We start from the raw sequence: 14,043 nt of genomic DNA on the forward strand, positions 1-14,043 counted from the left end.
GGCAAATGACCACAAAATGACACATTCAGTGTGGTGAAAAAACAGTGTGGTGAATAAATAATGACCGATTTAACGACGTCCGATAGCACTCAGCCTGCATGGCAGACCCGTGACCATCTCGATGATCCGGTGATTAGCGAGCTGTCGAACCGTTTTGGGCCTGAGGCCTTTGTTGTTCAAGCGACCCGTACCGGTATGCCCGTGGTATGGGTAAAGCGTGAGCAATTGCTGGAAGTAATGACGTTCCTGAGAAAACAACCGAAGCCGTATGTCATGCTGTTCGACTTGCATGGTGTCGATGAGCGTCTTCGTACTCACCGCCAGGGCCTCCCTGAAGCGGATTTTTCTGTTTTCTATCATCTGCTTTCCATCGAGCGTAACCGCGACATTATGCTGAAAGTGGCACTGTCTGAAAAAGACTTGCACGTGTCCACAGCGACTAAGATTTTCCCCAATGCTAATTGGTATGAGCGGGAAACTTGGGAAATGTTCGGTATTACCTTCGATGGTCACCCACATCTGACGCGCATCATGATGCCGCAGACTTGGGAAGGGCACCCGCTGCGTAAAGATTACCCGGCGCGTGCTACCGAATTCGATCCCTTTGTGCTGACCAAGCAGAAAGAGGATCTGGAGATGGAATCTCTGACCTTCAAACCCGAAGATTGGGGGATGAAGCGCGGCACCGAAAACGAGGACTTTATGTTCCTTAACCTCGGTCCGAACCATCCTTCTTCACATGGTGCGTTCCGTATCGTGTTACAGCTTGATGGTGAAGAGATTGTCGACTGCGTACCGGATGTGGGTTACCACCACCGTGGTGCGGAGAAGATGGGCGAGCGCCAGTCCTGGCACAGCTACATCCCCTACACCGACCGTATCGAATATCTGGGTGGTTGTGTTAACGAAATGCCTTATGTACTGGCAGTTGAAAAGCTGGCGGGTATTGAGGTTCCTGATCGCGTTAAAACCATCCGGGTAATGTTGTCTGAATTATTCCGTATCAACAGTCACTTACTGTATATCAGTACCTTTATTCAGGACGTAGGCGCAATGACGCCAGTGTTCTTCGCCTTTACCGATCGTCAGAAAGTGTATGACTTGGTTGAAGCGATTACCGGTTTCCGTATGCATCCGGCCTGGTTCCGTATTGGTGGTGTGGCGCATGATTTACCACGCGGCTGGGAACGTTTGCTGCGTGACTTCCTTGACTGGATGCCAAAACGGCTCGATTCCTACGTCAAAGCGGCGTTGCAGAACAGTATCCTGAAAGGGCGTTCTATCGGCGTTGCTGCTTACAATGCCAAAGAAGCACTGGAATGGGGTGTGACCGGGGCTGGCCTGCGTGCCACCGGGGTTGAGTTTGACGTGCGTAAATGGCGTCCGTATTCCGGCTATGAAAACTTTGATTTTGAAGTTCCGGTCGGGAATAACGGCGACTGTTATGACCGCGTGATGCTGAAAGTGGAAGAGTTACGTCAAAGCCTGCGCATTCTGGAGCAATGTTATAAAAACATGCCAGAAGGGCCATTTAAGGCTGACCATCCACTGACGACGCCGCCGCCGAAAGAACGTACGCTGCAACATATCGAAACGCTGATTACCCACTTCCTGCAAGTTTCATGGGGTCCGGTAATGCCAGCCAACGAATCATTCCAAATGGTTGAAGCGACCAAAGGGATCAACAGCTACTATCTGACCAGTGACGGCAGCACTATGAGCTATCGCACCCGGATACGTACGCCAAGCTATGCCCATTTGCAGCAGATCCCCTCGGTTATCCGTGGCAGCCTGGTATCTGACCTGATCGTCTATCTGGGCAGTATCGATTTTGTAATGTCTGATGTGGACCGCTAATTATGAGCTACCAAAAAGAGACTCAGAATCATAACGAAAGCCAAAATGTGGTGGATCTGGCAGTCAATGCGGCTGAACCGGCGACCACAACTGAAGTTTTTGAGTTGAGTGCTGAAGAACGTGATGCTATCGAGCATGAAAAACACCATTACGAAGATGCCCGCGCCGCGTCGATCGAAGCACTGAAAATTGTGCAGAAACAACGTGGTTGGGTGCCAGATGGGGCGATTCACGCCATTGCTGAAGTGCTGGGTATCCCGGCCAGCGATGTCGAAGGTGTGGCCACATTCTACAGTCAGATCTTCCGTCAACCGGTTGGGCGTCATGTGATCCGTTATTGTGACAGCGTGGTGTGTCACATCACCGGTTATCAAGGGATTCAGGCCGCGATTTCGAAGAAACTCAGTATTGAGCCGGGCCAGACCACGTTTGATGGCCGCTTTACGTTGCTGCCAACCTGCTGCTTGGGCAACTGTGATCGCGGTCCGACCATGATGATCGACGACGATACCCACAGCTATCTGAAACCTGAAGATATTGAGAAGTTACTGGAGCAATATCCATGACAACTAATTCGGGTTTTACCAAAGAGGTTATTCGCACGCCAGAAATGCATCCGCTGACCTGGCGTTTGCGCGATGACAAACAACCGGTATGGCTGGATGAATATCGCAGCAAAAACGGCTACTTGGGTGCTGAAAAAGCGTTAAAAGGCATGGCAGCTCCTGATGTTGTCAATTTGGTAAAAGACGCTGGCCTGAAAGGGCGCGGCGGCGCAGGCTTTTCCACCGGTTTAAAGTGGAGCCTGATGCCAAAAGACGAAAGCATGAACATCCGCTATCTGCTGTGTAACGCCGATGAAATGGAGCCGGGTACCTATAAAGACCGTCTGCTAATGGAGCAATTGCCTCATCTGCTGGTGGAAGGGATGCTGATCAGTGCGTTTGCGCTGAAAGCTTACCGCGGCTACATCTTCCTGCGTGGCGAATATATCGAAGCTGCCGTGCATTTGCGCCGTGCGATAAGCGAAGCAACCGAAGCCGGCTTGCTGGGCAAAAACATCATGGGCAGCGGTTTTGATTTTGAACTGATTGTTCATACCGGTGCTGGCCGTTATATCTGTGGTGAAGAAACCGCCCTGATTAACTCGCTGGAAGGCCGCCGCGCCAATCCACGTTCCAAGCCGCCTTTCCCGGCATCGTCCGGGGTATGGGGCAAACCGACTTGCGTCAATAACGTTGAAACCCTGTGTAACGTTCCGGCCATTCTTGAGCACGGCGTTGACTGGTATCAGGGGATCACGGCGGGTAAGAGTAACGATGCCGGTACCAAACTGATGGGCTTCTCTGGCCGGGTGAAAAACCCTGGTCTGTGGGAACTGCCCTTTGGTATTTCGGCGCGTGAAATTCTGGAAGATTACGCCGGTGGCATGCGCGATGGCTTAAAATTCAAAGCCTGGCAGCCGGGTGGGGCAGGGACCGACTTCCTGACTGCTGATCATCTGGATTTACCGATGGACTTCGAGAATATTGCCAAAGCAGGTAGCCGGTTAGGCACCGCACTGGCGATGGCGGTAGACCATGAGATCGGTATGGTACCGCTGGTGCGCAATCTGGAAGAGTTCTTTTCCCGTGAATCCTGTGGCTGGTGTACTCCTTGCCGCGATGGGTTGCCGTGGAGCGTGAAGATCCTGCGCGCACTGGAGCGCGGCGAAGGTCAGCCGGGCGACATTGAGACACTGGAACAACTTTGCCGCTTCTTGGGGCCGGGCAAAACCTTCTGTGCTCACGCGCCGGGCGCGGTTGAACCACTACAAAGTGCTATCAAATATTTCCGCGAAGAATTCGAAGCCGGGATCGCGAACAAGGACTATGGCAACACCCGAGCCATAGCCGGTATTCAACCAAACCTGTTAAAAGCGCGCTGGTAGCATAGATACCCTTACGGTTTTGCCGTGGGGTCAGAATTTTGGATTAACGCCTGCCGTAAGGTAGGTCATTTGGAAGCATGCATATGGCTACGATTCATGTAGACGGCAAAGAATACGACGTAAACGGGGCCGACAACCTGTTACAAGCTTGTCTCTCCCTGGGACTCGATATTCCTTACTTTTGCTGGCATCCGGCGCTGGGAAGCGTCGGCGCTTGCCGCCAATGTGCGGTAAAGCAATACCAAAACGCCGATGATACCCGTGGGCGTTTGGTGATGTCCTGTATGACCCCGGCCACCGATGGAACCTTTATTTCCATTGATGACGGCGAAGCCAAAGCGTTCCGTGAGAGTGTGGTTGAATGGTTGATGACTAACCACCCACACGATTGCCCGGTCTGTGAAGAAGGGGGTAACTGTCATCTGCAAGATATGACAGTGATGACCGGACACAGTTTCCGCCGCTATCGCTTCAGTAAACGTACTCATCAGAATCAGGATCTCGGTCCGTTCATCTCACACGAAATGAACCGCTGTATAGCCTGTTATCGTTGTGTGCGTTACTACAAAGATTACGCTGATGGCACCGATCTGGGTGTTTATGGCGCGCACGACAACGTCTACTTTGGTCGTACTGAGAGTGGCACGCTGGAAAGCGAGTTCTCTGGCAACCTGGTAGAAGTGTGCCCGACCGGAGTATTCACCGATAAAACCCATTCCGAACGTTATAACCGTAAATGGGATATGCAGTTTGCGCCAAGTATCTGCCAGCAGTGCAGCGTGGGTTGTAACACCAGCCCTGGCGAACGCTACGGTGAATTGCGCCGCATCGAGAACCGCTATAACGGCAGCGTCAACCACTACTTTTTGTGTGACCGTGGCCGCTTTGGCTATGGCTATGTCAACCTGAAAGACCGCCCACGTCAGCCACAACAATTGCGTGGTAATGACTGGATCCACCTGAATGCCGAACAGGCAATGCAGGGGGCGGCGGATATTTTACGTCAGGCGAAGAAAACCATCGGTATCGGTTCACCGCGTGCCAGCCTGGAAAGTAACTTCGCGTTACGCGAGCTGGTCGGTGCGGAAAACTTTTATACCGGTATTGCCGCGAGTGAACAACAACGCCTGCAACTGATGCTGAAAGTGCTGCAAGAAGGTGGGGTTTACACACCATCGCTGCGCGAGATTGAAAGCTACGATGCGGTGCTGATTCTGGGTGAGGATTTGACCCAGACTGGCGCACGTATCGCACTGTCTGTCCGTCAGGCGGTGAAAGGCAAAGCCCGTGAAATGGCTGCAGCACAGAAAGTGGCTGACTGGCAAATCGCGGCGATTATGAATATCGGTCAGCACGCTAAACATCCGCTGTTTATCACTAACGTTGATAACACCCGTATGGATGATATCGCGGCGTGGAACTACCGCGCACCGGTGGATGATCAGGCACGTTTAGGCTTTGCTATCGCTAACGCGCTGGATGCATCGTCACCGGCTGTCACGGATTTGGACCCTGCGCTGAAAGGCAAAGTGGATATCATCGTGCAGGCCCTGGCGGGCGCGAAGAAACCACTGATCGTGACCGGCAGCAATGCAGGCAGCGAAGCCATCATTGCTGCGGCAGCTAACGTGGCAACCGCGCTGAAAGGCCGTGGCTCTGATGTGGGTATCACCTTTGTTGCCAGTGCAGCGAACAGCATCGGCTTGACCATGATTGGCGGTGGTTCACTGGAGAGTGCGCTGGAATTGTTGACCCGTGGTGATGCTGACAGCGTTATCGTGATGGAGAACGACCTCTATCGCCATGCGGCGCAAGACAAAGTTGACGCCGCGCTGGAGCAAGCAGCCAACGTGATCGTGGTTGATCATCAACGCACCGCGATCATGGCAAAAGCAGATTTGATTCTGTCTGCCGCCAGCTTTGCTGAAAGCGACGGTACGCTGGTCAATCAGGAAGGCCGCGCTCAGCGTTTCTTCCAGGTTTACGATCCAACCTATTACGACGACCCGAAAAAACCGGAAAACAACAGCATCATGCTGGAAAGCTGGCGCTGGCTGCACTCGCTGCATTCAACCTATACCAATCGCCATGTGGACTGGACGCAACTGGATCACGTGATTGCGGCTTGTGTTCGCGCATTACCACAGTTGGAAGGTATTGTTGAAGCGGCACCGGATGCGACCTTCCGTATACGTGGTCAGAAACTGGCGCGTTCACCTATCCGTTACAGCGGCCGCACGGCTATGCGCGCGGATATCAGTGTGCATGAACCGCGTCAGCCACAGGATATCGACACGCCGTTCGCTTTCTCAATGGAAGGGAACAACAGCCCATTGGCCGATCGTCAGCAGATCCCATTTGCCTGGGCACCGGGCTGGAACTCACCGCAGGCATGGAACAAATTCCAGGCTGAAGTGGGGGGGAGCTTGCGCTTTGGTGATCCGGGTGTGCGCCTGATTGAAGCAGGTGAGGGGACGCTCGGTTACTTTGATTCAGTACCGGCAGCCTTTACCGCGCAGGCTGATGGCTGGCAGATTGCCCCTTACTACCATTTATTTGGTAGCGAAGAGATGTCGCAGCGCTCAGATGTCATCCAGCAGCGCATGCCAGCACCTTATGTGATGGTCAATCCAGCCGATGCTGCAACGCTCGGGGTTAACCTCGGTACGCTGGTGGAGTTCAACTGTGCCGGTCAGACATTGCGTCTGCCAGTGCGTCTGAGTGAAACCTTGGCTCGGGGTCAGGTCGGCTTGCCGCTTGGCTTACCGGGCATTCCGCCGATTATGGTGGGCGCGCTGGTTGAGAATCTGCGGGAGGCAGTATTATGAGCTGGTTTACCCCTGAATTGATTGAGATTTTAATCTCTGTCCTGAAAGCGGTAGTGATTTTGTTGGTGGTGGTGACCTGCGGCGCATTTATGAGCTTCGGCGAGCGTCGCCTGCTGGGCTTGTTCCAGAACCGTTACGGGCCAAACCGTGTCGGTTGGGGCGGGTCATTGCAGTTGGTTGCTGACATGATCAAAATGTTCTTCAAAGAGGACTGGGTTCCGCGCTTCTCCGACAAGGCTATCTTTACGCTGGCCCCGGTGATTGCCTTTACCTCACTGCTGCTCTCTTTCGCCATCGTCCCGGTCAGCCCGACCTGGGCGGTTGCGGACCTTAATATCGGTATTCTGTTCTTTCTGATGATGGCCGGGCTGACGGTATATGCCGTGCTGTTCGCTGGTTGGTCCAGTAATAACAAATATTCTCTGTTAGGGGCGATGCGTGCATCGGCGCAAACCCTGAGCTACGAAGTGTTCCTCGGCTTATCATTGATGGGCGTAGTCGCACAGGCGGGTTCGTTCAATATGCAGGATATTGTTAACTCTCAGGAACACGTCTGGAATGTTATTCCGCAATTCTTTGGTTTTCTGACCTTTGCCATTGCGGGTGTTGCAGTATGTCACCGTCATCCCTTTGACCAGCCAGAAGCTGAACAAGAGCTGGCCGATGGTTACCACATTGAATATTCCGGTATGAAATTCGGTCTGTTCTTCGTCGGTGAATATATCGGTATCGTGACCGTCTCTGCTCTGATAGTCACTCTGTTCTTCGGTGGTTGGCAAGGTCCGTTCCTGCCGCCATTTATCTGGTTTGCGCTGAAAACGGCTTTCTTCATGGTGATGTTCATTCTGATCCGTGCATCCTTGCCGCGCCCACGTTATGACCAAGTGATGTCATTCGGCTGGAAAGTTTGTCTGCCGTTGACCCTGCTGAATCTGCTGGCGACTGCCGCGGTCATTTTGTACAACGCTCAATAAGGGGTGAATGAACCATGACGTTGAAAGAGTTAGTGGTTGGTTTCGGCACCCAAGTGCGCAGCCTGTGGATGATTGGCCTTCATGCCTTCCACAAGCGTGAAACCCAAATGTATCCTGAAGAGCCGGTTTACCTGCCGCCGCGCTACCGTGGTCGTATCGTGTTAACGCGTGACCCTGACGGTGAAGAGCGCTGCGTTGCTTGTAATTTGTGCGCTGTTGCTTGTCCGGTTGGCTGTATCTCATTACAGAAAGCTGAGCACCAAGATGGCCGCTGGTATCCTGAGTTCTTCCGTATCAACTTCTCCCGCTGCATTTTCTGTGGTTTGTGTGAAGAGGCTTGCCCAACAACTGCTATCCAGCTAACGCCGGATTTCGAAATGGGTGAATTTAAGCGTCAGGATCTGGTGTATGAGAAAGAAGACTTGTTGATCTCCGGCCCGGGTAAATATCCTGAATATAACTTCTACCGGATGTCCGGTATGGCAGTAGACGGCAAGCAGAAAGGCGAAGCCGAAAACGAAGCCAAACCGATTGACGTTAAAGGTCTGATGCCTTAGGAGCCGCTTTCCATGGAATTTGCATTTTATATTGCAGCATTGGTGGCAGTGGTGGCGACTATTCGCGTCATCACTCACGCCAACCCGGTACATGCGCTGCTGTACCTGATTATCTCTTTACTGGCTATTTCGGCGGTGTTTTTCTCGCTGGGTGCTTATTTCGCCGGTGCGTTGGAAATCATCGTCTACGCCGGGGCCATTATGGTGCTGTTCGTGTTCGTGGTGATGATGCTGAACTTGGGCAACGTCGAACAACAAGAGCGCGACTGGCTGAAACCGAGTCTGTGGATTGGCCCTGGCTTGCTAGCACTGGTGCTGCTGTCGGTACTGATTTATGCCATCAGTTCAGTGACTGATTCCGGTATTAGCGGTGAAATGGTCGATGCCAAAGCTGTGGGTATCAGCCTGTTTGGTCCTTATGTGCTGGCAGTTGAACTGGCGTCAATGTTGTTGCTGGCCGGCCTGGTGGTTGCCTTCCATATCGGGCGTGAACATAAGCCGGGTGACGTGATGGGCGCGAGCGACAGCGCGAAAAGAAAAACGGAGGAACAAGCATGATCCCTCTACAACATGGCCTGATTCTGGCGGCCATACTGTTTGTGCTAGGGCTGACGGGGTTGCTGATTCGTCGCAATCTGTTGTTTATGCTGATAAGCCTTGAAGTGATGATCAACGCAGCGGCGCTCGCCTTTGTTGTGGCGGGCAGTTATTGGGGTCAGGCTGACGGTCAGGTGATGTATATCCTGGCGATCACGCTGGCAGCAGCGGAGGCCAGTATTGGCTTGGCATTGCTGTTACAGCTATATCGTCGCCGTCATACTCTGAATATCGATACAGTCAGTGAGATGCGCGGATGAACCTATTATATTTAACAATTCTGCTGCCACTGCTGGGCTTCTTGCTGTTGGCATTCTCCCGTGGGCGCTGGTCTGAAAATACCTCAGCCACGGTCGGGGTGGGATCGATTGGCCTGACGGCGTTGGTCACACTGTATGTTGCTGTGGATTTTCTCAGCCAAAAGGCCACCGGTGTCCAAGTCTTTAACCAGACGTTGTGGAACTGGATGTCGGTTGGCACCTTCAACATTCCGTTGACCCTGACACTGGATGGCCTGTCGCTGACCATGTTGTCTGTGGTCACCGGCGTGGGTTTCCTGATTCACATGTATGCCTCTTGGTATATGCGTGGGGAGGAGGGTTACTCTCGCTTCTTCGCCTACACCAACCTGTTTATCGCCAGCATGGTGATTTTGGTGTTGGCAGATAACCTGATGCTGATGTATCTGGGTTGGGAAGGGGTGGGTCTGTGCAGTTACCTGCTGATCGGTTTCTACTACACCAATCCGGCCAACGGCGCGGCGGCGATGAAAGCCTTTATCGTGACCCGCGTTGGTGACGTATTCCTCGCCATTGCCCTGTTCATCCTTTACCAAGAACTGGGTACGCTGAATATTCGCGAGCTGATGGTATTGGCACCGCAGAAACTGGAAATTGGCTCTACCGCCATTACCTGGGCGACGCTGATGTTGCTCGGTGGTGCGGTGGGTAAATCGGCACAGTTGCCGTTACAAACCTGGTTGGCCGATGCAATGGCAGGCCCAACCCCGGTCTCCGCGCTTATCCATGCGGCAACCATGGTGACTGCGGGCGTCTACCTGATTGCGCGTACCCACGGCTTGTTCCTGATGGCGCCTGAAGTGCTGCATTTAGTGGGCATTATCGGTGCGGTAACCCTGGTGCTGGCAGGCTTTGCCGCGCTGGTGCAAACCGACATCAAGCGGGTGCTGGCTTATTCCACCATGAGCCAGATTGGCTACATGTTCCTGGCGCTGGGCGTTCAGGCGTGGGATGCCGCCATTTTCCACCTGATGACCCATGCCTTCTTTAAAGCGTTACTGTTCCTCTCTTCGGGTTCAGTGATTCTGGCCTGTCACCACGAGCAGAATATTTTCAAAATGGGCGGTCTGCGCAAGACGATCCCATTGGTTTATATCTGCTTCCTGGTGGGTGGCGCGGCATTGGCCGCACTGCCAGTGGTTACCGCAGGCTTCTACAGTAAAGACGAAATTCTGTGGGGCGCATTGGCCAGTGGTCATATTAATCTGATGGTCGCCGGGCTGGTTGGGGCATTCCTCACCGCGCTGTATACCTTCCGTATGATTTTCATTGTGTTCCACGGCGAGCCAAAAACCAAAGCGCATCCGGTTAAAGGGATCACTCACAGCCTGCCGCTGATGGTGCTGCTGGTGCTGTCGACTTTCGTCGGCGCGCTGATAACACCACCGCTGGCGGGTGTGTTGCCAGAGCTTCACTTCGGTGAAGAGGGTAAAATTCCACTGGAAATCTTCTCCGGCGTGTTAGTGGTTATCGGGATTGCACTGGCTGCGGCACTCTATCTGGGCAAGCGTCAGTTGGTCAACAGCATCGCGCAAAGTGCGCCGGGCCGCTTCTTTACGGTCTGGTGGTTCCATGCGTGGGGCTTCGACTGGCTGTACCACAATGTGTTTGTCCGCCCGTATTTGTGGATTGCAAGGCTATTGCAGCGTGATCCGCTGAACTCACTGATGAATACCCCGGCGATACTTTCGCGCTGGAGTAATCGCGGTTTGACGCTCAGTGAAAATGGACAGGTGCGTTGGTATGTCGCGTCTATGGGTTTGGGTGCAGTCGTCGTACTGGCTCTGTTGCTTTTCGTTTAATTAGGGACACAAAACGCCATGCTATTACCTTGGCTAATTCTTCTCCCCTTTATCGGCGGCCTGCTGTCTTGGCAGTGTGAGCGCTTCGGTACTAAGGTACCGCGTTGGATAGCGCTATTCGCGATGGGGCTGACATTGGTGCTCTCCTTGCTGTTGTGGGGGCAGGGCAACTATTCACTGGTTAACCCAGCGGGTATCCCGCAGTGGCAATCAGAGTTTATCTTGCCGTGGATCCCACGGTTTGGTATTGAATTCCATCTGGCGCTGGATGGGTTATCACTGCTGATGGTGGTGCTAACCGGCCTGCTAGGTGTGCTGGCTATCCTCTGTTCGTGGCGTGAAATTCAGCGTAATCAGGGCTTCTTCTACCTGAATCTATTGTGGATTCTGGGTGGGGTTATCGGCGTGTTCCTCGCCATCGACATGTTCCTGTTCTTCTTCTTCTGGGAAATGATGTTGGTGCCGATGTACTTCCTGATTGCCTTGTGGGGTCACAAAGCATCAGACGGTAAAACCCGTATCGCGGCGGCAACCAAGTTCTTCATCTATACCCAGGCCAGCGGTCTTATCATGCTGATTGCCATTTTGGGGTTGGTGTTTGTGCACTACAACGCCACCGGTATTTGGACCTTCAACTACGAAGATCTGTTGAAGACGCCGATGTCCCACAATGTGGAATATCTACTGATGCTGGGCTTCTTTATCGCCTTTGCGGTAAAAATGCCGGTTGTGCCACTGCACGGTTGGTTGCCAGATGCACACAGTCAGGCACCAACCGCAGGTTCTGTTGACCTGGCGGGGATTTTGCTGAAAACCGCAGCTTATGGTTTACTGCGCTTTAGTCTGCCGCTGTTCCCGAACGCCTCTCATGAGTTTGCACCTATCGCCATGTGGTTAGGTGTCATCGGTATCTTCTACGGTGCGTGGATGGCCTTCTGTCAGACTGATATCAAACGCCTGATTGCTTATACCAGCGTGTCGCACATGGGCTTTGTATTGATTGCCATCTATACCGGCAGCCAACTGGCTTATCAAGGTGCGGTTATCCAGATGATTGCCCACGGCTTGTCTGCCGCCGGTATGTTCATCATCTGTGGCCAGTTGTATGAGCGCCTGCATACCCGTGACATGCGTCAGATGGGCGGCCTGTGGGGCCGAATTAAATACTTGCCTGCACTATCGCTGTTCTTCGCGGTAGCTACACTGGGGATGCCGGGCACCGGTAACTTCGTCGGCGAGTTTATGATCCTGTTTGGCAGCTTCCAGGTGGTTCCGGTGATTACCGTGATCTCTACCTTTGGTCTGGTCTTTGCTTCGGTTTATTCGCTTATCATGATGCAGCGTGCTTATTACGGTGCGCCAAAATCACAAGAAGCGTTACCGGGCATGAGCGCAAGGGAACTGTCCATCATCCTGCTGTTAGTGGTGTTATTAGTGTTGCTGGGGGTTTACCCGCAGCCGATTCTTGACACCTCCCATGCTGCGATGAGTAATGTACAGCAGTGGTTCAATGCTTCATCTATTACAACTACAAGGCCGTAATTCGCCATGACAATAACTCCTCAACAACTGCAAGCAATGCTACCGCTGTTGATCGTCGGATTGACGGTGGTGGTTGTGATGCTGTCCATTGCGTGGCGACGCGATCACTTTATTAACGCCACCCTGACGGTCATCGGGCTTAACCTGGCGCTGCTGTCACTCTATTTTGTCGGCCAGGTCGGGCCGATGGATGTCACGCCGCTGATGCGGGTTGACGGCTATGCGATGTTCTATACCGGGCTGGTGATTGTTGCCAGTCTGGCAACCAGCACTTTTGCTTATCCTTGGCTAAATGGTTATCCAGATAACCGCGAGGAGTTCTACCTGTTGGTGCTGATTGCCACCATGGGCGGCATTCTGTTAGCCAGTGCCAACCATCTGGCGTCGCTGTTCCTGGGTATTGAGCTTATCTCCTTGCCGCTGTTTGGCTTGATTGGTTATGCCTATCGCCAGAAGCGTTCACTGGAAGCCAGTATCAAATACATGCTGCTGTCTGCGGCGGCATCGTCATTCCTGCTGTTCGGGATGGCGCTGCTGTATGCGGAGTCTGGCAGTTTGTCTTTCGCCGGTCTGGGCAAAAGCCTAAGTGACTCCGCTATCCACCAGCCGCTGATTCTGGCGGGCCTCGGGATGATGATTGTTGGTCTTGGCTTTAAGTTGTCGCTGGTGCCGTTCCAACTGTGGACGCCTGATGTGTATCAGGGGGCTCCCGCTCCGGTATCTACCTTCCTTGCGACCGCCAGTAAGATTGCTATCTTTGCGGTAGTCATGCGCTTGTTCCTGTACGCGCCGGCTGCCGACAGTGAAGCGGTGCGTTTGGTGCTCTCCTTGATTGCGGTGGCATCAATACTGTTCGGTAACTTAATGGCTATCAGCCAGACTAACATCAAGCGTCTGCTGGGTTACTCTTCTATCGCGCACCTTGGCTACTTGCTGATTGCGCTGGTGGCGGTGCAGACCCATCAGTTGGCACTGGAAACCGTCGGCGTTTATCTGGCCGGTTACCTGTTCAGCAGCTTGGGTGCGTTCGGTGTGGTTAGCTTGATGTCCAGCCCGTACAAAGGCCCGGATGCAGAGTCACTGTTCTCTTACCGTGGTCTGTTCTGGCACAAGCCAATTCTGTCGGCGGTGATGACTGTAATGATGCTATCACTGGCCGGTATCCCAATGACGTTGGGCTTTATTGGTAAGTTCTTTGTGGTGGCAATGGGTGTCAGCGCCAACCTGTGGTGGTTGACCGGTGCGGTGGTCTTAGGCAGTGCCATCGGCCTGTACTACTATCTGCGTGTGACGGTGAGCCTGTTCCTCAGCGCGCCGGAAACACTGGTGCGTGACACACCAAGCAACTGGGCATTGACTGCCGGTGGTGTGGTAGTGCTGATTTCCGCGATTCTGGTGCTGTTCCTGGGTATTTACCCGCAACCGCTGATTTCGCTGGTTCAGATGGCTCAGCCACTGATGTAATACTGCGTTAAGTTTGTCATGCCAACCCCCTGTAAGCTGAAACTTGCAGGGGGTTTTGTTTTTTTACTCTGCGCTGAAATTAAGGTTATTTAAGGTGGGGGTGGGGTAAATAGTGGATATGGCCGCTATTTAAGCCAGCATAAAATACAGACTTTATAGGCAGCACCATTAATGAACGTATTCATTATGGGAA

Annotated in this window: 11 protein-coding genes; all 11 read left to right on the top strand. The window is 53.0% G+C overall.

Going from position 1 to position 14,043, the window contains the following annotated elements:
- The first annotated feature begins 60 nt into the window (after positions 1 to 60).
- The 11 genes from nuoC (at position 61) to nuoN (ending at position 13,850) form a co-directional block, all read left to right on the top strand.
- Positions 61 to 1,857, top strand: coding sequence for an NADH-quinone oxidoreductase subunit C/D (nuoC, locus tag V1956_RS09525; RefSeq protein ID WP_420074849.1), 1,797 nt, complete (start codon positions 61 to 63; stop codon positions 1,855 to 1,857).
- A 2-nt stretch (positions 1,858 to 1,859) separates the two neighbouring features.
- A complete protein-coding gene (gene nuoE, locus V1956_RS09530) occupies positions 1,860 to 2,423 on the top strand; it encodes an NADH-quinone oxidoreductase subunit NuoE (protein ID WP_227746524.1) in 564 nt (187 codons plus the stop codon).
- Entirely contained in the window at positions 2,420 to 3,787 is a 1,368-nt protein-coding gene (gene nuoF / locus V1956_RS09535) for an NADH-quinone oxidoreductase subunit NuoF (protein ID WP_050085129.1), read from the top strand. Before nuoE ends, nuoF begins: the two co-directional genes overlap by 4 nt.
- Positions 3,788 to 3,870: 83 nt before the next feature.
- Entirely contained in the window at positions 3,871 to 6,615 is a 2,745-nt protein-coding gene (gene nuoG, locus V1956_RS09540; RefSeq protein ID WP_420071762.1) for an NADH-quinone oxidoreductase subunit NuoG, read from the top strand.
- On the top strand, positions 6,612 to 7,589 hold the full coding sequence (gene nuoH / locus V1956_RS09545) for an NADH-quinone oxidoreductase subunit NuoH (RefSeq protein ID WP_049613037.1): 978 nt from the start codon (positions 6,612 to 6,614) through the stop codon (positions 7,587 to 7,589). The genes nuoG and nuoH overlap by 4 nt, the downstream gene beginning before the upstream one ends.
- Before the next feature lie 14 nt (positions 7,590 to 7,603).
- Positions 7,604 to 8,146, top strand: coding sequence for an NADH-quinone oxidoreductase subunit NuoI (gene nuoI / locus V1956_RS09550; protein ID WP_004704400.1), 543 nt, complete (start codon positions 7,604 to 7,606; stop codon positions 8,144 to 8,146).
- A gap of 12 nt (positions 8,147 to 8,158) precedes the next feature.
- The gene (gene nuoJ / locus V1956_RS09555) at positions 8,159 to 8,704 is read left to right on the top strand and encodes an NADH-quinone oxidoreductase subunit J (protein WP_372559471.1); all 546 of its coding nucleotides are present in this window, start codon (positions 8,159 to 8,161) and stop codon (positions 8,702 to 8,704) included.
- Positions 8,701 to 9,003 carry an NADH-quinone oxidoreductase subunit NuoK gene (gene nuoK, locus V1956_RS09560; RefSeq protein WP_032815102.1) on the top strand — a complete coding sequence of 101 codons (303 nt, stop codon included), beginning with the start codon at positions 8,701 to 8,703 and terminating at the stop codon, positions 9,001 to 9,003. The genes nuoJ and nuoK overlap by 4 nt, the downstream gene beginning before the upstream one ends.
- Positions 9,000 to 10,844 (top strand): NADH-quinone oxidoreductase subunit L, encoded by a 1,845-nt coding sequence (gene nuoL / locus V1956_RS09565; protein WP_442825050.1) that lies wholly within the window; start codon positions 9,000 to 9,002, stop codon positions 10,842 to 10,844. Before nuoK ends, nuoL begins: the two co-directional genes overlap by 4 nt.
- Positions 10,845 to 10,862: 18 nt before the next feature.
- Complete coding sequence (gene nuoM / locus V1956_RS09570; protein ID WP_083158262.1) at positions 10,863 to 12,386, top strand: NADH-quinone oxidoreductase subunit M; 1,524 nt, start codon at positions 10,863 to 10,865, stop codon at positions 12,384 to 12,386.
- Positions 12,387 to 12,392: 6 nt separating this feature from the next.
- Positions 12,393 to 13,850, top strand: coding sequence for an NADH-quinone oxidoreductase subunit NuoN (gene nuoN, locus V1956_RS09575; protein ID WP_442825051.1), 1,458 nt, complete (start codon positions 12,393 to 12,395; stop codon positions 13,848 to 13,850).
- The last annotated feature ends 193 nt before the right edge of the window (positions 13,851 to 14,043 follow it).

The organism is Yersinia sp. 2540 StPb PI (assembly GCF_052217165.1).
In the GTDB taxonomy this organism is placed as follows: Bacteria; Pseudomonadota; Gammaproteobacteria; order Enterobacterales; family Enterobacteriaceae; genus Yersinia; species Yersinia enterocolitica_E.